General features: G+C 40.9%; 19 protein-coding genes. 8 read left to right on the top strand and 11 right to left on the bottom strand.

The window, feature by feature from the left end:
• Positions 1–41 precede the first annotated feature (41 nt).
• The gene (gene purC / locus V7K76_RS10070) at positions 42–779 is read right to left on the bottom strand and encodes a phosphoribosylaminoimidazolesuccinocarboxamide synthase (RefSeq protein WP_334776513.1); all 738 of its coding nucleotides are present in this window, start codon (positions 777–779) and stop codon (positions 42–44) included.
• Between the two features lie 668 nt (positions 780–1,447).
• On the opposite strand from purC, the gene V7K76_RS10065 reads away from it, so the two are divergent.
• Positions 1,448–1,723 (top strand): DUF7219 family protein, encoded by a 276-nt coding sequence (locus tag V7K76_RS10065; protein ID WP_334950796.1) that lies wholly within the window; start codon positions 1,448–1,450, stop codon positions 1,721–1,723.
• A 108-nt stretch (positions 1,724–1,831) separates the two neighbouring features.
• On the opposite strand, the gene V7K76_RS10060 is transcribed toward V7K76_RS10065, so the two are convergent.
• From V7K76_RS10060 to V7K76_RS10045, 4 genes are all read right to left on the bottom strand, one after another.
• On the bottom strand, positions 1,832–4,417 hold the full coding sequence (locus V7K76_RS10060; protein WP_334950649.1) for a GAF domain-containing protein: 2,586 nt from the start codon (positions 4,415–4,417) through the stop codon (positions 1,832–1,834).
• A gap of 114 nt (positions 4,418–4,531) precedes the next feature.
• Positions 4,532–5,677 (bottom strand): glycosyltransferase family 4 protein, encoded by a 1,146-nt coding sequence (locus V7K76_RS10055; RefSeq protein WP_334776511.1) that lies wholly within the window; start codon positions 5,675–5,677, stop codon positions 4,532–4,534.
• Positions 5,678–5,683: 6 nt separating this feature from the next.
• On the bottom strand, positions 5,684–6,328 hold the full coding sequence (locus tag V7K76_RS10050; protein WP_334776510.1) for a DUF4291 domain-containing protein: 645 nt from the start codon (positions 6,326–6,328) through the stop codon (positions 5,684–5,686).
• 12 nt (positions 6,329–6,340) lie between these two features.
• Entirely contained in the window at positions 6,341–7,495 is a 1,155-nt protein-coding gene (locus V7K76_RS10045; protein WP_179069093.1) for an NAD-dependent epimerase/dehydratase family protein, read from the bottom strand.
• Positions 7,496–7,638: 143 nt separating this feature from the next.
• Here V7K76_RS10045 and V7K76_RS10040 point away from each other — a divergent pair, with 143 nt between their 5' ends.
• Positions 7,639–7,911: a hypothetical protein gene (locus tag V7K76_RS10040; protein ID WP_334776509.1), complete on the top strand. Its 273-nt coding sequence runs from the start codon at positions 7,639–7,641 to the stop codon at positions 7,909–7,911.
• 287 nt (positions 7,912–8,198) lie between these two features.
• On the opposite strand, the gene V7K76_RS10035 is transcribed toward V7K76_RS10040, so the two are convergent.
• Complete coding sequence (locus tag V7K76_RS10035; RefSeq protein ID WP_334776508.1) at positions 8,199–8,729, bottom strand: hypothetical protein; 531 nt, start codon at positions 8,727–8,729, stop codon at positions 8,199–8,201.
• Positions 8,730–8,871: 142 nt separating this feature from the next.
• On the opposite strand from V7K76_RS10035, the gene V7K76_RS10030 reads away from it, so the two are divergent.
• The 6 genes from V7K76_RS10030 to V7K76_RS10005 all read left to right on the top strand — a co-directional run bounded on the left by V7K76_RS10030 (position 8,872) and on the right by V7K76_RS10005 (position 14,119).
• The gene (locus tag V7K76_RS10030) at positions 8,872–9,096 is read left to right on the top strand and encodes a hypothetical protein (protein ID WP_334776507.1); all 225 of its coding nucleotides are present in this window, start codon (positions 8,872–8,874) and stop codon (positions 9,094–9,096) included.
• Positions 9,097–9,296: 200 nt separating this feature from the next.
• Positions 9,297–9,650 (top strand): hypothetical protein, encoded by a 354-nt coding sequence (locus tag V7K76_RS10025; protein WP_334694973.1) that lies wholly within the window; start codon positions 9,297–9,299, stop codon positions 9,648–9,650.
• A 78-nt stretch (positions 9,651–9,728) separates the two neighbouring features.
• Positions 9,729–11,240, top strand: coding sequence for a stress-responsive protein Ycf46 (gene ycf46 / locus V7K76_RS10020; RefSeq protein ID WP_334776506.1), 1,512 nt, complete (start codon positions 9,729–9,731; stop codon positions 11,238–11,240).
• Between the two features lie 141 nt (positions 11,241–11,381).
• Positions 11,382–11,732, top strand: a complete 351-nt coding sequence (locus tag V7K76_RS10015; protein ID WP_015136553.1) for a DUF1257 domain-containing protein — start codon at positions 11,382–11,384, stop codon at positions 11,730–11,732.
• Between the two features lie 288 nt (positions 11,733–12,020).
• Positions 12,021–13,883 (top strand): DUF4209 domain-containing protein, encoded by a 1,863-nt coding sequence (locus tag V7K76_RS10010; RefSeq protein ID WP_334776505.1) that lies wholly within the window; start codon positions 12,021–12,023, stop codon positions 13,881–13,883.
• Between the two features lie 2 nt (positions 13,884–13,885).
• Positions 13,886–14,119, top strand: a complete 234-nt coding sequence (locus V7K76_RS10005; protein ID WP_334776504.1) for a hypothetical protein — start codon at positions 13,886–13,888, stop codon at positions 14,117–14,119.
• A gap of 382 nt (positions 14,120–14,501) precedes the next feature.
• Here the strand turns inward: V7K76_RS10005 and V7K76_RS10000 are convergent, their stop codons facing one another.
• The 5 genes from V7K76_RS10000 to eboE all read right to left on the bottom strand — a co-directional run bounded on the left by V7K76_RS10000 (position 14,502) and on the right by eboE (position 18,242).
• Entirely contained in the window at positions 14,502–14,693 is a 192-nt protein-coding gene (locus V7K76_RS10000; RefSeq protein WP_334776503.1) for a hypothetical protein, read from the bottom strand.
• A 58-nt stretch (positions 14,694–14,751) separates the two neighbouring features.
• Complete coding sequence (locus V7K76_RS09995) at positions 14,752–15,015, bottom strand: DUF5678 domain-containing protein (protein ID WP_334776502.1); 264 nt, start codon at positions 15,013–15,015, stop codon at positions 14,752–14,754.
• Between the two features lie 186 nt (positions 15,016–15,201).
• Complete coding sequence (locus V7K76_RS09990; RefSeq protein WP_334776501.1) at positions 15,202–15,537, bottom strand: XisI protein; 336 nt, start codon at positions 15,535–15,537, stop codon at positions 15,202–15,204.
• Between the two features lie 86 nt (positions 15,538–15,623).
• Complete coding sequence (locus V7K76_RS09985; protein ID WP_334776500.1) at positions 15,624–17,000, bottom strand: alkaline phosphatase family protein; 1,377 nt, start codon at positions 16,998–17,000, stop codon at positions 15,624–15,626.
• Positions 17,001–17,015: 15 nt separating this feature from the next.
• A complete protein-coding gene (eboE, locus tag V7K76_RS09980; RefSeq protein ID WP_334776499.1) occupies positions 17,016–18,242 on the bottom strand; it encodes a metabolite traffic protein EboE in 1,227 nt (408 codons plus the stop codon).
• Positions 18,243–18,270: the final 28 nt, after the last annotated feature.

Below are 18,270 nucleotides of genomic sequence, written 5' to 3'. Positions count from 1 at the left end.
ACAAATGACAATCCACACGAGTTTAATTGATTTTTATGCACTTAACTATTACTCTCTACTGCTTTTAGCACTCTTTGTAAAACTTCTTGATAGGCATCCTCTACTTTTCCTAAGTCCCGACGAAAGCGGTCTTTGTCCATTACCCGGCGGTTTGAGTCTTCTTCTGCGGTATCCCACAAACGGCAGGTGTCGGGGCTAATTTCATCTGCCAAGAGCAACTGCTGTTGTGAGTCCAAGCCAAACTCTAGTTTGAAGTCTACTAGGGTAATGCCGCACTTCTGCCAAAAGTTAATTAGAAATTCATTGATTTGCAATGCTAGATGTGTAATTGCGTCTACTTGTTCCGCAGTAGCTAGTTCTAGCAGGTACAGGCGATCGCGTGTCAACAAAGGATCTCCTAACTGATCGTTTTTATAATAAAATTCAACCAAAGGCTGTTTCAGAATTGTACCCACTGGTAATCCTGTTTGCTGACACAGACTGCCAGCAGCAATATTTCTGATTACCACTTCTAAGGGGAAAATCTTTACTGCCCTCACCCGCATCTGATTCGGGGCAGGGCTGTCGATAAAGTGAGTCTTTATACCATAAGCCTCCAACTGTTTAAAAAGCTGGCTGGAAATTCTACAATTTATTTCTCCTTTACCTTGGATACTGCCACGCTTTTGGGCGTTAAACGCCGTGGCATCGTCCTTAAAATCAGCCAACAAGACTTCCGGATCGTCCGTTGTATAAAGAATTTTCGCTTTGCCTTCGTATAACTTGGAATTAACAGACATGGTTGCAGGTAAAGTTTTAGGCGATGGACAAAAGTTGTCCTTTGAGGCTTCACCATTTTATCTTTAGTTATTAACTATTAGCCATTGGTGATTATTTTAATGAGGAAGCAGGGAGCAAGGGAGAAGAATTTTCCCCTCCGCACCCCGCCTCTGTGCCTCTTTCCAATGCCCAATGCCTAATGCCCTCTTGTTGGTCATTCTTCAGTAGCTAGTTGCCAGAAATTCCGAACTAAATCTCTAACTTTTAACAGAGGACAATTTGCTTTTCTACATAGTATATTTACTTAAGTGAGTTTATTGGGTAAATTGTAATTATTATTGCAAATATAATTTTGCTAATATATCTGGGTATGTTTTATTATGTATCTAATTGTTTCGACTGAAGTTGATTACAGTTTAAACTTCATAAATTAAGATGAGATAAATTGACAACTGGGAGGAAAGTCAAATATTCTCTCTAGTTACTTTAGCAGAAGCTTGTTTGTAACATTTACAACAAAAATATTTTAAGCTTTATCCTCTAGTCTCAAAATCTAAATTAACCAATTCCTGCATCACCAATTGGAAAAGGATTTGGGTGATTGGGTTTACCCCAGTCTGACAAAAGAAAGATGAGGTTAACTAGTGATTCAGTTTCAGAGATTCAAATAGAAGGAGAATTGAATACATTGGAGAATAAAATAGTGAACAAGGATGATTTTCTCTTCCCTCGTGGTCGCTACTACGGTCAGGTAAAGCCAGAAAACTTGGTTTTTAATGCAAATTTACAGGAATTTGCTCAACGTGTCAGCTACATTTGCAACTTAGAAACAGGTGGCAAACTACCTCCAGGTGCAGCTTACAAACAAATAAAGGATCTATGGAAACAGTTGAAACGCTCAAAAAAAGAGCTAGGAATTGGCGAAGAACCGTTTCAAGATGACCACGGAGAGGCTAAAGGTTGAGGGAGAGATACGAGGTCTGGCATAGAGATAAGGGGTATGAGGGAGATAAACAAAACTCTTAACTCCTAACTCTTAACTCAGCACTCAGCACTCCTAACGCCCAATGCCCTATTTAGAAAGCATTGTCCAGACACCATCCCAGGACTCTGGGGGCGGAGTTTGTTGATAATTACTCGTACGTTCTAGGTGGATATCAACTGCTTGGTCTTGGGGTTGGATGCATTTGGCGGCTTCAAAACTGGCGATCGCTTGTGAGAAGTTGCGCGATAAATAAGCCGCGCGTCCAGTATGATAATGAAACAAAAACTCTTGAGTGTTGGCATCTAGGGGAGTATTGCGATCGCCAATTAACTCGTAGATATTCACCGCTTGGTGTTTCCCTTTGACTCGAATTTTATCTAACTGGCGCACCCAAATGCGATCGCTGCACAATTGGTAAGTAAATTCGCTTAAAATAATATCACAATCATAATCCTTTGTTACCGCCTCTAAGCGCGAACTCAAATTTACAGCATCTCCAATGATGGTGTAATCCATTCGTTTGCGGGAACCAATATTACCCGAAACCACATCCCCAGAACTAATCCCAATACCAATATGAATTTGTGGTTGCGCCTGGATAATTCGTCGTTGGTTAAATTCCTCCAAGCGTTGTCGCATATCTAATGCTGACTGCACAGCCCTCCAAGCATGATTTTCTGTAAGTGGTAGCGGCGCACCAAATACCGCCATTAAGGCATCTCCAATAAATTTATCGAGAGTACCTTCGTGGTTAAAAACCGCCTCCACCATCGTTTCAAAATACTGATTTAGCAGCAATACCACCTCGGCTGCACCAAGATTTTCCGTCAGTGTTGTGTAGCCTCGGATATCAGAAAATAAGATGGTTACTTCTTTGCGCTCACCTACCATTAAAGCATCTTCCCCCAGAGCCATCACTTGTTCAGCGACATGAGGTGTTAGGTAGCGAGACATGGTAGTTTTCATCCGTTTTTCCTGACTGATGTCTTCTAACACCACCAAACCACCGCGTACACTGCCTTCTGGGTTAGTCAGGGGATTAACAGTGAGATTAGTACTGCGCTCTAATATTTGTACCTCATCAGCAGTGAGAAACTCAGATTGGGGAATGAGGGGTTGATTCCAGGGAATGAAAATATTGGGGTTAGTGCGATCGCGTACTGCTAAAATTGAATGCTGAGTCCTGAGAGTCTCACTTTTAACTCCTAACTCCTCACTCATAACTTGGTATAGTCCCACCATCAAACTTTGCTCTGGCACATAATGTTTAGCTCCAGTTTTGAGACTATCTTCTAGTCGCATTTGGAGATTTTCAATCGGCACAACTTCCCAAACTAGGCGGCCAATCAAATTTTGTTCCCACAAAAGCTTCTTGTTCTTGCTATCGGCGTCTCCTATCGGACAACCCAGCAACTCCAGTGCTGCATCATTAATCGTGACAATTTGTCCTGCCATATCTGTAGAAATTACGGCATCTGACAGACTTTGCAAAATATCTTTTTGATACTGTTTTTCTAACAGCACATTTTCAAACAGACGAGCATTTTCTAAGGCAATTCCGGCTTGATTATTAAAAGCCCGCATAAACTCTTCATCAGAAGCAGTAAAACTCCCTTGTTGCTTATTAATTAATTGCGTAACCCCAATCAATTCATTTGCAGAATTAAATACTGGCAAACAAAGAATATTGCGAGTTACATAGCCAGTTTTTCTATCTGTCGTTGGGTCAAAACGGGGGTCTTTGTAAGCATCAGAAATATTTAAGGCTTCACCAGTGGAAGCTACATATCCAGCAATGCCACGGTTAGCAGGAATGCGGATTTCTATCAAGTTTGTGCCATCTGCCGCTGCTGCCACTTTCGTCCAGAGTTGGCTCATCTCTTTACGATATAAAAATAGTGTACTGCGGTCTGCCTGCATGAGAATTCGGGCTTGTTCCATGACTATTTGCAAAGTTGCTTCTAAATCCAGACTTTGCCCTAGTGTCTGAGTTGCCCGCAATAAAGCTGTTGCGCCTCTTTGATTACGAGCAGCGACATAAAAAGATTGGCAGCTTTCTAGAATAATACCAATAGAAGCGGCAAAATCTCGAAAACGTTCTTCATCATCATGATTAAACGGAACATTCCCGGTTTTATTAGCTAGTTGGACTACCGCTACAGTCTTGTTTTTGCTACTAATAACGGGCATACATAAAATGTTACGTATTTTGTAGCCCATTTGTTTTTCAAGCTCTGGGCTAAATAGCGGATGAGTATAAGTTTCAGATATATTGAGATATTGACCTGTACTCGCAACATGACCAGGGATACCCACTGTAATAGGAATACGAATTTCTAAGAATTTTTGAGTATTATCTTGAGGAACTTTTGACCACAATTGACCTTTGTCATAGTCAACTAGAAAAATAGCTGTATGTTCTGCTTGGAGAATTTGACCGATTTTGAGGGTGATAGCTTCTAATACTTTCTCCAACATAGTTTCTAGAGCTTCATTATTGATTAGTTCAATAGCTCTCAGAAATTGTTGGAACTCAGCAGTTATGAAGTCAAGTAAGCAAACAAATTCGTTAACAGATAAGTCTTTAACGCGACGCAGTAGGGCGTGAGTACGATTAACTTGAGTCAGTTCAGTTAATGTAGCCAAGACGCTGCCAGGGTTGGGGAGTGTCATGGGAATTTTAGATTTTAGATTTTAGATTTTAGATTTTAGATTTTGGGCATGGGGCATTGGGCATTGGGCATGGTTATTTTTTTGTCTCCCTCATCTCCCTCATCTCCCCACTCCCTACTCCCTACTCCCCGATTTTGTCAACTGTTCAGAAAATATCACTTTTTGATAGTAATCTTGTAGCTGCCTGGTGGCAGCTGCCCAACCCCAACTTTCTGCTTCCTGGCGAGCATTTTTACGGATGATATCTCGTTGTTGTTTTTGTTCCAAGAGGCGAACAGTAGCGGCTAACGCCCCTTGAATATCTGCTGTTGGCTCAAAAAGATATCCATTTACGCCATCTGTCACAATATCAGGAATTCCCCCGGAACGGGCTGCTACCACCGGACAGCCAGCAGCCATCGCTTCTAGTAGTACTAAACCTAGTGTTTCTGTACGGGAAGGAAAGATGAAGGCATCAGCACTCGCAAAGGCAGAACCTAATTCTTGTCCCATGAGATACCCAACAAAATAAGTGTTTGTGCCAGCAAAGTGTTTTTGCAATGCTTGACGGTGGGGGCCATCTCCAACCAATGCTAACCGCCCTTGGGGAATTGCTTCTAAAATTGGTTTGATGCGCTCAATTTCTTTTTCAGCCGAAAGCCTCCCAACGTAAAGTAGCAATGGACTTTCTGGATGATTTTGCGATAAGCGCGATCGCATCTCTACACTAGCTAAATCGGGGTGAAATAATTCCGTATCTACCCCGCGCTGCCATAAATCTACACGTTCAATACCGTGTGCTGTCAGTTCCTCAACCATTACTGTGGAGGTACACAGATTCAAAGCTGCTTGATTATGAGCGCTTTTCAGTAATTCCCAAAGAAACCCTTCCAGCATCGCCAAACCGTAATGTTGGAGATATTGGGGTAAATGAGTATGATAAGACGCTACTAAAGGGATTTTGAGGATTTTGCTATAAAATATACCTGCTAAACCCAAAACTGCTGGATTTACGACATGAATAATATCGGGCTTAAACTCTTCTAAAACATAACCAATAGCTGGGCGGGGTAATGCCATTTGCAATTCTGGATACAATGGCAGAGGAAAGCCAGTAACACCGTAAACTTTAGCGCCTTTGTGTTCTGTGATGCCTCCATCTGGGGCAATCACCAGCACTTGATTACCACTGCGCTGTAGATGGTCAACAGTATGGCGTAGGCGCGTTACAATGCCGTCAACCTTGGGTAAAAAGGTTTCGGTAAATAGAGCAATTCTCATAAAAAACTATTCAGTCCAGGCAGATAATCTCAGCTTTGCTTGCGTTTCGGTATCAAACACAGAATAGACTCTCTCCTGTGGTGTAATCAACTCTGCACAGTCAGATTTAATATTTTGGCGCTGTTTTTGTACAAAGTCCGAGATGTCCTCAATGTTCACAATCCAATCTTTGGCATAAGCAGCTAGCACTTGACCACGTAACCCTAACTGAATAGCACGTCGTTCTAATTTTGTCCCAGTTGGATGATGGTCTGGGTCCCATTGTAGGCGGACTTGTGATTGCTTCAATGCTTTTTGCCATATACTTTTATCGGCATAAAGTTCTGGAACGTAGCTGGAATGAACAGCCGTTGCTAAAATTTCTTCAATTGCCGAACGCTTAAGCCAAATAGCTAACACTACCTCTTGACCATTTTGTGTACCCCATCCAGAACGATACATCATCCAGAGGAAGTTAGGTTTTATCCAACTCATGCGGTCAAAACTAAACTCACCACCAAAATAACCGTAAGTAGCGGCGAAGTCACCAATAGATGGACGATACGCCTGATAAACAACAATTGAATGGTCGTCATATTGTGCTAAAATATGACGACCATTTTTAGGCCAATTACTGACTTGAGTTAAATAAGCTTCTGTTATCAGCCGCACGCAGAGTTTACCCTAATTTCTGTGCCAAGAGACTTTAGGCAGAATTTGTTTGTGATCAACTCGTTTCTGATACTTAATGGCAAAGTTTAACAGAGAATCGAGTAGAGAATCAGAGAGCAAGTGAGGCTGTAAACCTAAATCGAGCAATTTGGTGTTTTTCGCGTTGAAGTAATGTTCTTCCTTCTCGACTCTGGGATTATCTAAGTGATTGATTTCTACGTTCAATCCAATAGCGTTACCAGCTTTTTTCACCATCAATGCCAATTCGCCAACGCTGAATTGTTCGGTAAATTGATTAAATACGCGGAATTCACCAGCTTCGGCAGGGTTAGCGATCGCTAATTCCACACATCTAACTGTATCCCGAATATCCAAAAATCCGCGAGTTTGCCCACCTTTACCGTAGACAGTTAACGGATGTCCAATGGCGGCTTGAATACAAAAGCGGTTCAGTGCAGTACCAAACACACCATCGTAATCTAGCCGATTAATCAATAGTTCGTCTATCCCCGTTTCTTCAGTTAAAACGCCATAAACCACACCTTGATTTAAATCCGTTGCTCGCAATCCCCAAATCCGGCAAGCAAAGTGGATGTTATGACTATCATGGACTTTGCTTAAATGGTACATTGACCCAGGCTGCTTGGGATAAGGTAGGGTATCCTTGCGTCCATTGTGTTCAATGGTGATATACCCTTCTTCTATATCAATGTTGGGTGTACCGTATTCTCCCATTGTCCCCAACTTCACCAAATGACAGTCGGGAAAATCTTCGCGCATGGCGTACAGTAAGTTCAACGTCCCAACTACATTATTGACCTGGGTAAGAACTGCGTGTTCTCGGTCAATCATGGAAAATGGAGCCGAACGCTGTTCACCAAAATGCACAAGGGCATTTGGCTGAAATTGCTGTAGTGTTTTATGGAGAAATTCGTAATTTGTAATATCGCCGATGAACAAGTCAATCGATTTACCTGTCAAATCTTGCCAGCGCTGGAGGCGTTGCTGAATTAGTGCGATGGGAGTAAGAGTTTCGACACCAAGTTCATTATCCCAGTGCCGCCGCACCAAACTATCTAAAATTCCAACTTCATAACCTCGATTGGAAAGGTAAAGAGCAGTTGCCCAACCGCAATATCCATCACCACCAATAACCAGGACTTTCATCTTCACCAGTTTTTACTCGCTGATAGGTGACATACTCCCACTCTGACGCAAGCGTACAATGTGTGCTTCTCAGCGACTCCCGGTATCCCGTCGGACATTAACTGAGCTTTGTTTTAAGTCCACGAGATGCCCCTCCGCAGACTATGCAATTTCTTACCTTGTACCCTACGAATTTTACTGCCCTGGATGAGATGCTGGCTTATTCGCGCTATGGGGCAAACCCGAAGGTGATTCGTATTAATCAAGATGTGCCTACTTACTTCTATGCTGTGCAACGGAGTCGCTTACCAATAGTCGCAATGCTGCTGGACAGAGGCTTATCAGACACCAATAGGGGTGAAGTTAACCAATACAATCCTATCAGAAAACACAGAAATTGGCGATCCGTCGCCCACCCCACTCCCAAGGGCGAGTAATAGTCGTTATTGCTCGATAGCGCAGCGTTAGCGACGCAGGAGCGTCTGACTCGCTTTCCGCGTCGCTATCATCACCCCAAAATTCATCCCAACACTTCCACTTCGTGGTAAGTGTGGGGCTTCTTTTGGATTTAGCTAAATTTATCAGGTTTCTGTCCCCTCTCAATCATCATTCTTTTTGGGCATTGGAGATTGGGCATGAGGAAGGGTGGCAAGCTTTTTTATAATCTCCCTCATCTCCCTCATCTCTCTCATCTCCTTTATCCCCATGCCCCATACCCCATAACTCAAGACTTTGTAATCCGATACTGCTGGGCAATGTAATAAAACAAACGATAGTAATCTTGAAATTTTTGGCTCTTGCTTCGTCCCCGCAAATAGTATTTTACATGACCCTGAGTTAGGGTCAGTGTCATGGAACCTACTTGTTGATCAACTTCTACAACTACTATCCCAGATACTCCTTGGGTGGTTTGAAAGTTGGGTTTTATCTTTTTCACAGACTCTTGATCTGTAACAATCGAATTTGGTAACTGATGACTTGCCCATCCCCGAATTTCCACTGAGTTATCTTGTGGTGAAATAAACGCAATTCCATCATCATTTGCTGGGGCTGCTAAAGAAGTCCAGTTACTCGGATATGGAAATTCAAAGCCATAACGAGAGTTAGTATAAGTTTTCCAGGCGATCGCTCCAGAGTTAAAATCATTTGCAGTACAACCCCACAGGATTATTAGCAGGGCAATGACTCCGCTAACGCTGGCGGCAAACCGACAAATTCTTCGCCCCAAACTACAGATTTTATTAGCAGTAGCCATTTACATTACACATTTTGTCAAGATCAATACCTTGCACTAAAAAAAGCACTCATTAAAAATTCAATATTCTTTCAGGATATTTACCATTCTCTTTTAAGCTCTCGGTAGAGAAGCTTATGAATAGTGCTTCATAAGACAACTTATGTACAGTGCATCTCAGACAGCCGAGCTAACTTTAGAGCTTTTTCACTTCCAAACCAACACATCTTTACAATTTCCAGCCAATCTCTCGGTAATTTGCATCGGTAAGCCAAACGACCAAAAACCACCAGATATTGATGTTTCTGGCTTATGTGGATATCAGTTGTTTACAACCGGAAAGGTGTTCAACTTGAATCTGCTGACGCTCCAAATCACTAAAAAATAAGCCAAGTCCGGCAATCGTTACTCTATTGTTGTTGGTTTAGCGATCGCTAATTCCCAGTTTCAGCCTGATTCATTAGCATCTCATCTCCAAATGTAAATAAATGTAACGAAACTGCCGTTAAAACGTTTTACTGTCTTGACAAGCAAGAAAAGAACCGATAACTTGATATACATACCCGGGTAAGACCGTTAATGAGTTATATGCAAACGCAAACTAAGCAAAAGGTCACTTTGTATTTATCGTCAGAGTTGCACAGAAAACTGAAGATTCGTTCAGCAATCGATTCCGAGCCAATGTCAGAACTTGCCGAGCGTGCCCTTGGTTTTTACCTGTCTAATCAAGAATTAGTTGAAGAGTTAGAAGATTCTAGTTATGGGCGGACTCATAGAGTTTATTCATGCCCGACTTGTGATAGTTCACTAGTATTACGTGATGGGGAACTGGTTACTTTAGGCAATCAACCAGGAGTCGTTGGTCAAGAGCATCTTTCTATTGATGAGATGGATGAAGATGAAACCAATCCCAAGGGCGAGGAAGAGTTAGTTCCTTGCTAGATAGATATTCATGATTTGGTTGTCTTTACCAGAAGCAATGTCTCTACTGTCTCTATAAGGTCTCAAGTAGGTCGAAGTATGAAAGAAGAGCTCAGTATCCTAATTCAAGCTCAATACCCTTTAATCTACCTTGTGACCTCCGAGGAAGAGCGGGCCGAGCTAGCAGTTTCCACAATCGCCCAGGATTTAAAGCCCCTGCGCCGAGTATTTATTTGGACAGTAACACACGGGATTGTCGAGTATGGTCAACCCCGAAATGTCACCCAACATAATACTGTGTCTCCAGAGGCAGCGATTGAGTGGATAATTCGGCAGAAAGAACCAAGTATATTTATTCTTAAAGATTTACACCCCTTTATAGATGCGCCTGCAACAAACAGATCGTTACGTGATGCGATCGCTAGCTTTAAAGGTATGCAAAAGAACATCATTTTGATGTCACCAATGCAACAAGTACCAATAGAGTTGGAAAAAGAAGTTGTTGTTATCGATTTTACACTGCCAGATATGGCAGACTTGAATAAAGTACTGACTTATCATATAGACCAAAATCGTGGTCGGCGGTTGACAACAGAAGCCAGAGAAAAACTTCTCAGAGCAGCTTTGGGTCTAACTAAAGATGAAGCTGAGAAAGTCTACCGTAAGGCACAGGTAACTAAAGGGCGTTTGACGGAAGATGAAGTAGATATCGTTTTATCTGAGAAAAAGCAACTAATTCGGCGCAATGGAATCTTAGAATACATCGAAGAAGATGAAACAATTGATGCTGTAGGTGGCTTAGAAGAGTTAAAAAGATGGCTCAAGCAACGCTCTAACGCCTTTACAGAAAGAGCGAGAGAGTATGGTTTGCCTCAACCAAAGGGAATGTTAATTTTAGGGGTTCCCGGTTGCGGTAAGTCATTAATTGCCAAAACTACTTCCCGACTGTGGGGTTTACCACTGTTGCGGTTGGATATGGGGCGAGTTTATGACGGCTCAATGGTGGGACGAAGTGAAGCAAATCTGCGAAACGCCCTGAAAACAGCAGAATCTATTTCCCCAGCGATTTTGTTCATCGATGAATTGGATAAATCCTTTGCTGGTAGTGGAGGTTCATCTGATTCTGATGGGGGGACTTCAAGTAGAATCTTCGGCTCTTTCCTCACATGGATGCAAGATAAGAAATCACCAGTGTTCGTGATGGCAACCGCCAACCGAGTAGAACGCTTACCTGGCGAATTCTTGAGGAAAGGACGCTTTGATGAAATATTCTTTGTCGATCTGCCAACACCGGAAGAACGGCAACACATTTTCAATATTCACCTGACGAAACGCCGTGAAGACATCTCTCGATTCGATCTTGAGCAACTAGCCAAGATGTCTGATGGCTTTTCTGGGGCAGAAGTTGAGCAAGCGATCGTTGCGGCAATGTATGAAGCTTTTGCCCAAGATCGGGAGTTCACCCAACTAGATATTATTGCTGCACTGAAGGCAACATTGCCGCTGTCTCGAACGATGCAAGAACAAGTAACAGCCCTGAGAGATTGGGCCAGACAGCGCGCCCGCCCCGCAGCATCCTCCGTAGCTGAATATCAGCGAATGGAGTTTTAAAAGCTTTCCTCTGCCATCCCAGGGGGAAAGGCTAGCTGAAAATGCTAGCAGTTATAAGAAAAGCCGCATCCTGTTAAGCGCGGCTTCGCCCAAAACAAACCGTTGTCGTTTTTCTCAATCTTCTCATTGGAGGAAACCCAAATGTCTCACTTTAGCACCCTGCGTACCAAAATCACCGATGCCGAAATCCTCAAGGCTTCCTTGCGCGACCTCGGCATCAGCGTAAAGACTGAAGCTGATGTCCGTGGTTATAACGGTCAGCGTGTCCGTTCTGACATCGTTGCCGTGTTGGAAGGCGAATATGATCTCGGCTGGTCTCGCAACAGCGATGGTTCTTTTGACCTAATCGCTGACTTGTGGGGCGTTGCTAAAAAGCACAACCAAACCGAGTTGATCAACTCAATCAACCAAAAGTATGCCGTTAACAAAACTTTGGCTGAAGTAAAACAGCGCGGTTTGCAAAACGCCAATGTGAAGTTGGTATTGCAATAACAATTTCTCTGCGCGTTCCCAAAGCTGCACGGGTTAACCATATAAATAGCGGTTAGCCCGCTTTTTTATCGGGGCTGAGATGTATTTCTCAGTCCCTATTTATTATATTAATTAATTTTTATAGAATTCAATTTGGAACTACTCGCTTTCTTCGGTGATTTGCTACCAAATGAGTCTTTTATTACTTCTTGTTGTAGCGATGGTGCGTTATGACTTCCACCAAACAAACCCTACAGTTTGGATAGTTTTTTACTTGAAATCCCAAATAATGCCTCATAAACTCTAAATATGTCACAATTTAGATCTGTACCACAGTTTGAGTTATCAGACTTTGATAAGTATCAATGGACAGAGATATTAGATAAAAAAATCGCAAAAGAATGCCAGAATTACAGTGAGGAATTTAGGCTAAAATCCGAAGTATATAAATCATCTGGTGACAGTATAGCTCAGGAGATTTTCAAATTTTTGAGTGAGATTACTTCTCTTCTGATGGAGCCGCAGAGCCTCCCTGCTGTAGAAGAGATGATAACCTCAGCTTTGTCTGATCATCATTTGGCTATATTAAGAGGGTTAGCTATAAAGATAACTGATCCTGAAATGCTGGCAAGGTTAGCTGACATACTCTGGATTTGTAAACGAGATCCAGAAAATGCTAGACCAATACAAATGGCTAAGGTAGCTGTAGAGTCATATCTTCAATCAGCAAGGAATCTAGAAGATACAGAAAACTGGATGAGTTGTTATGAAAGATTACAACGAGCAGCACAGTTAGCACCTCTCATTGACGGAAAAAAGAATAGTGTAATACGATATCAAGTTTTTAATCATATTGATAAACTTATAGATCGCTATCTAGGTATAGATAATGAATTTTTGACAGGTAGTGCGATGAAGGTACTCCAAGAAGAATTCGGGAAGAAGAGCCTCAATATTATCCACAGTAACTTTTCAAGCTATGCAACTAAATATGCAACCATTGCTGCACAAAAGGCAGTTTCTATGGACAAATTTCCAGATTATCACCGAGCTTTTTATCATAAAAAAGCCTATCGTGATATAGAGAGTGAATGGTACAAAATCGCTGGTGACAAAAAATCTGAACGTATTGCGAAGTTGTATCTTGCAGAAGTTGAGGTTTGGTATGCCGAGCAAGCTCTTGTTGAAAATGAACATAATTTTTATAGTGTTGCGGCTGGACGACTTGAAAATGCTCTCAGAGTTTTCAAGAAGATTGAGGATACTTTTGGAAAAAAACAAGAGACTTCCGCACGTCTAGAGGAATTACATAAGCAGATGCTCGATTATCAAAAAGAATCAATGTCTAATATATTTAATATTCCTCTTAGTGAAGGTGAAAACAACGATTTTACAAACCCTCAAATACAGCAAATAGCGATAGAATTGGTAAAAGAGAAGTCACTATATGATGCTTTATATTCTCTAGCATTCGGAGCTAATCTGATTCAGAGGTTTGAGGATGTTGAATCAGAAGCAAAGCAGGATATAGAGTCACACAAAATATCTTATCTAATTCCAATAGTTCTAGTAGATGAAGAAGGAAAAACAAAAGCTGTTAGTAGAAGTGAAGATGCTTTAGTAGAATCTATGTTCAGAATTGCTAACTTCTATCAATGTTACTACGGACTAAACTTTATTGCCCCTGCTTGTAATCAAATTTGCTCTGAACATAATATAAGCTTGGATGATCTATCTTTCATTGTCAATGAAAATCCATTTATCCCAAAAGGACGTGAGCCTCTTTATGCAAGAGGCTTGATAGCCGGATTAAAAGGAGATTTGGTTGTTGCAACACACCTATTAATTCCACAATTAGAGAACTCATTACGCCATATTTTGAAGCTCAATGGATCTATCACCTCTCACCTCCAACTTCAACATGATTACACTCTTGGTAAAGTTCTGGAATTACCTGACTTAAAGCAACTTTTAACAGAGAATACTATTTTTAGTTTGAGATGTTTGTTAATTGAACCTTTAGGTTCTAATCTTAGGAATGAGATTTGCCACGGTTTATTTGATTACCATCGATTTTTCGCACCTGAAGTATTATACCTTTGGTGGTTGACACTATATCTATCCCTTGTACCAAGCTACAGACAGTGGGCTAGTAAAACGAAAGAGGAATAAAAATGATATTTGCCCTTTCTGATGAACAAGTCCTGGTGCTGACCGAACTGCAAATGGAATCGGCACAGGATGCCCGATTAAGTGAACTGCTTGATCGCCAACAATCAGGGAATCTTACTGAAAGCGATCGCTCAGAGTTACAAACACTGATGCAGGTCTATCAAGAAGGGCTTTTAAGAAAAGCTACTGCGTTAAGCGAAGCTGTCAAACGTGGGTTGATTGAACCCTTAAGCTAGTGAGCCAGATTCCTGAACAAGTCCGGGCGCAGATACGGATACAGGCGAATCATCAGTGTGGTTATCCCTCTTTTGTCAGAGTGGGAGAATCCAATCGCCCAAATGCTTACAGGGCTTTAATTTCCACGTTTTGTCTATAAATTTTAGTTTCTATTAGAAAATAAAGCCTCAAACCTTGATGAAATCAAAGTCTCAGAGTTGGGCTGAGATTATTGTTTTCCGAGAGTGACAAAACAGGGTTATTGCCTGAGTCTCTTTTTTATGATTTCAAATCTTCACGCCATGTAAAAATAATTTGCTCCTCAGCTTGCCTAAATTCAATATTAAATTTATCAAATACAACTTCTCGCCCTAAAAGCAATTGTTCTCCGCCTGTATTGGTTTACAACCATGCGACAGGAGTAATAAAATTGTGTTCATCAATTGTCATTTCGACATTACGTAAAACATACTCAACTCTGCCACCTATAGTTTCTGCCAACAAAATTGATTTGGAATCAGCCAAAGCATAGCCTAAATCTTGACCAACTTTTAATGAAATTAAACTTAATTCAGCACCAGAATCTACTAACATTGTTGTATTAGATTCTATATCTCCGTGTTTTAAAATAACCCTATAATTTGGTTGCCAATCATGTCGAGCAACGGTGCGGAAGCGAATTGGTAAAATTTATTTCTATAGAAGCAGTGCGACGGGGAACTAGGTAAATTAAAAAAGGCTGTTTTGCAGCATTAGCTAATGATAAAACTTCGCGTAAGTTTTCACTGTGAGCAATTATTCCATTTGCATTGTAAGCGATATATTGATTTTTATATAAATCTAATAACATCTGGCGGTTACGATTCAACCACTTGAGCATTTCATCTGTTTCACTTTTAGAGGGTGTTGTGTTCATATATTTAATCTTGTCCGTGGATGTAGAATATTTCTAGCACTATTTTTAATCGTCTGGTGCAAGATTTGAACTACCAAACCTGACTTAAATCTAAAATAAACCCAGTGAAAGCGATGTCTACGACGGGCTACGCCCACGCACCGCGATTTATCTGAGTGATTGGGTTCCTTTTAACCTTCAGCCATCTTAACCAACAGCGAACTCGGTAAATTGTCGTTTAAAAGGGGAATGAAAAGCCAAAACGATGTCTTTTTTGGGTATACCTCGACTAATAAGTTCATTGGCAATACCTCCTTCAGTACCATCGTGTTGAATCCAAATTTTTTCGTTTTTAATATCTAAATGCAAAACACAGCCATATACACGGCGCTTATTTGACCACCCCGCGTGAACGACTTGGTAGCGATCGCGTTCTCTATCAAAAATCACTTCTGCTTCGACTTCTTCGTTGCTGGCTTTGATTTCGCTGTAAGCTAGCAGTAGTTCTTGAATAAGTTGACGGTACTGTTCTATTTTTGCCATTTTGCGTTCACGAAGTGTGCCGGAGGCATTCGCCTCCTCTTCTGGATCGAAAACAATCAGCCGAAGATTCTTACCAAGATATGTCCCTACTTCTGATTTAAATGTTTGAGAATCAACGAGAAAACATCTGTCGCCTCAATTCGATTTTCATCAACTAGGTGAGTTTGATGGGTGATAAATAGAGGCCCTTCATTTGGAGAGGTGGTAATATTACCATGAGAGCCACGCACCAGGGAAGCATCCAAAGGAATCACGTCCATGAGGTAGCGAAAACCTAGTTGTTTCTGAAGTAACTTAAGAGCAATTTTTCCTTGAGGAAATTTAATTTGCGGATCGAGGAAAAGTTCTACAGGATCGTAACCAGGTTTGCGGTGAATATCTACAGTTTTAGCAAAATCAGGCGCTTTTGCATCATCTAGCCAATAATAATAGGTAAACCAAGCATCAGGTTGAGCGATCGCTACCAACTCTCCCGATCTAGAATGAGCAAGATGGTAGGCTTGTTTACCTTCGTCATCCAATACCTGCGCTACGCCTTCGGTTGCTTCTAAAAGCGATCGCACTTTCGAGATATATGCTGGATCGTTCACATATATATGAGCAATTTGGTGATCGGCAACAGCAAAGGCAATACTAGCACCAAAATCGAGTAATTCTCGCCCCAATTCTTCTCGTACAGCAATTAAACCATTTTCCCGTAATACACGGTTCAAATCCACAGCTTTAGAAACTGGAGTAATACCATACTCCGAAAGAATAATTATCTGAGTATTACGTGCTTGATAATATTCAATTAAATCGCCACAAACAGCATCAATTTCTCGCAAATCTGCTTGAATCTGTGTTTGATTGTTACCAAATTTTTGCAGACAGTAATCTAAATGTGGTAAATAAACTAGTGATAGTGTCGGGCTGTAACGTTCCTCAATCCATTTTGCAGAATTGGCAATCCATTGGCTAGAACTAATGGAAGTTTTTGGCCCCCAGAAATCGAACAGAGGGAAGTTACTTAAATCAGATTGAATTTGCGATCGCACATCAGCCGGATGGGTATAAATATCAGGTAATTTTCTCCCATCGGCGGGATACATTGGGCGCGGCGTAATGGCATAATCTACTGAAGAATACATGTTGTACCACCAAAAAAGGTTGGCACAAGTGAAGTTTGGATCGATTGATTTAGCGATTTCCCAAACTTTGGGAGCCTGCACTAGTTTATTAGATTGTCGCCAAAACTTCACTTCACATTCGTCGCGGAAGTACCAACCATTAGCGACAATCCCATGTTCATCAGGCAATTTTCCTGTTAAATAAGTAGCCTGAACAGAACAAGTTACAGCAGGTAACACTGTTGCGATCGGAACTACTTGCCCTTTCGCAGCCCAAGAAGATAAAAACGGTGTGTTTTCTCCTATTAAGTTAGGTGTTAATCCTACGACATTTAGAATAACTGTTTTTTTCATAAACTTAGTTCCTTATTAATTTGCGGCTAGTTCTTTTAATACCCACTCATATTCTCGCTGAATAGAAGTCAGCAAATCTATCTTAATTTCTGATGGCAATACATCCCAAGTGTAAGTCTCAATTTCTAAATGTGAGCAAGCATTATTTGTCTGAAGTAGATGCAAAACAGTAGCAATATCATCTTGAGTAGATTGCAAAATTTGATAATCATGAATAAAAATTGGGACATGAAAATGAGTGCGCCATTCTTCAGCTAGAGATTGCTCTAAATGTGGTAGTGCAGTGATTAAGTCAGGATAGTGATGGAGTGTACCATCATTACGACGTTCTATTACCTGGTGAAGATAGGTAGATTCAGCAAAAGGACGTAAACGTTCAACTATCAAACTACGCTTCTCAACATCAGCAGGTATTTTTACTTTAATTGCAGCGCTGATTTGAATCTTGCCAATCTTAATTCCTGCCGATTGCAAACGTGTAAATACAGACTTTGGCTGCTCATATTCCACTGAAAAATGACAGGTGTCATAGCAAATCCGAACGTGTTCTAGCAATTTAGTCTCTGCTAAACTCTGTTCAATATTTAGTTTTTCTGATAAATAATTACTGCCAATTGGCAATAACCAATTTTGATAGAAATCAATTATTTCTGAGGTATTTTCAATTAAACCATCAGGCTCAGGTTCTAAATCAATATGCAGTGTCTTTCCTGTCTCTTCGTAGATACGAATCATTTCTAAAACAACTAGTGCTATATTGAAACAACTCTTTTTCAAAACTATCTCGAAAGTTGCTTGTTCTTTTTCGCACCAAGGTTTATAAGATAATGGTAGTGTAGAAATTCCGCCGTCAAGTTCTTCTGGTAATAGAGTAGCTAAAATTTGTGCCAAGTTTAATGTATAATTAACTCGTTCTTCGGTAGACCAATCTGGTAAATAAACTTGGTCTTTTACTACCTGTCGATGAAATCCGCCAAAAGGGAATCCGTTTAAAGTAAAAACATATAAATCTTGTTGAATAAGCCAAGTTTTAAATTGAGCTAAGTTATTACTTTCTAAAAGTTGTTTTGCGGCGATATCTGCTAACCTCAAGCCAATACCAAAAGGTTCTGTAGGCGATAAACGCGACTTTAGTTCAGGAATATAGGTTTTTAAATTAGCGAAAACTTCTAGCCAACTTTCTCCAGGATGAATATTGCTGCAATAAGTTAAGTGAAAGTTGCTATCTTTTGTGATTTTCATTTTTATGCCCTATATTTCATAAAATAAT

It is taken from the genome of Nostoc sp. (genome assembly GCF_036917975.1).
In the GTDB taxonomy this organism is placed as follows: domain Bacteria; phylum Cyanobacteriota; class Cyanobacteriia; order Cyanobacteriales; family Nostocaceae; genus Nostoc.
This window is presented reverse-complemented; position numbering and strand designations above follow the sequence as displayed.

Excerpts from the sequence above, each read along its gene's own strand:
- V7K76_RS10060 (WP_334950649.1), bottom strand. The coding sequence starts at position 4,417 with ATGACACTCCCCAACCCTGGCAGCGTCTTGGCTACATTAACTGAACTG.
- V7K76_RS10040 (WP_334776509.1), top strand. The coding sequence starts at position 7,639 with ATGCAATTTCTTACCTTGTACCCTACGAATTTTACTGCCCTGGATGAG.
- V7K76_RS10010 (WP_334776505.1), top strand. The coding sequence starts at position 12,021 with ATGTCACAATTTAGATCTGTACCACAGTTTGAGTTATCAGACTTTGAT.
- V7K76_RS10015 (WP_015136553.1), top strand. The coding sequence starts at position 11,382 with ATGTCTCACTTTAGCACCCTGCGTACCAAAATCACCGATGCCGAAATC.
- V7K76_RS09985 (WP_334776500.1), bottom strand. The coding sequence starts at position 17,000 with ATGAAAAAAACAGTTATTCTAAATGTCGTAGGATTAACACCTAACTTA.
- V7K76_RS10025 (WP_334694973.1), top strand. The coding sequence starts at position 9,297 with ATGCAAACGCAAACTAAGCAAAAGGTCACTTTGTATTTATCGTCAGAG.
- V7K76_RS09995 (WP_334776502.1), bottom strand. The coding sequence starts at position 15,015 with ATGAACACAACACCCTCTAAAAGTGAAACAGATGAAATGCTCAAGTGG.
- V7K76_RS10055 (WP_334776511.1), bottom strand. The coding sequence starts at position 5,677 with ATGAGAATTGCTCTATTTACCGAAACCTTTTTACCCAAGGTTGACGGC.
- V7K76_RS10045 (WP_179069093.1), bottom strand. The coding sequence starts at position 7,495 with ATGAAAGTCCTGGTTATTGGTGGTGATGGATATTGCGGTTGGGCAACT.
- V7K76_RS10030 (WP_334776507.1), top strand. The coding sequence starts at position 8,872 with ATGTACAGTGCATCTCAGACAGCCGAGCTAACTTTAGAGCTTTTTCAC.
- purC (WP_334776513.1), bottom strand. The coding sequence starts at position 779 with ATGTCTGTTAATTCCAAGTTATACGAAGGCAAAGCGAAAATTCTTTAT.
- V7K76_RS09990 (WP_334776501.1), bottom strand. The coding sequence starts at position 15,537 with ATGGCAAAAATAGAACAGTACCGTCAACTTATTCAAGAACTACTGCTA.
- eboE (WP_334776499.1), bottom strand. The coding sequence starts at position 18,242 with ATGAAAATCACAAAAGATAGCAACTTTCACTTAACTTATTGCAGCAAT.
- V7K76_RS10005 (WP_334776504.1), top strand. The coding sequence starts at position 13,886 with ATGATATTTGCCCTTTCTGATGAACAAGTCCTGGTGCTGACCGAACTG.
- ycf46 (WP_334776506.1), top strand. The coding sequence starts at position 9,729 with ATGAAAGAAGAGCTCAGTATCCTAATTCAAGCTCAATACCCTTTAATC.
- V7K76_RS10000 (WP_334776503.1), bottom strand. The coding sequence starts at position 14,693 with ATGTTAGTAGATTCTGGTGCTGAATTAAGTTTAATTTCATTAAAAGTT.
- V7K76_RS10035 (WP_334776508.1), bottom strand. The coding sequence starts at position 8,729 with ATGGCTACTGCTAATAAAATCTGTAGTTTGGGGCGAAGAATTTGTCGG.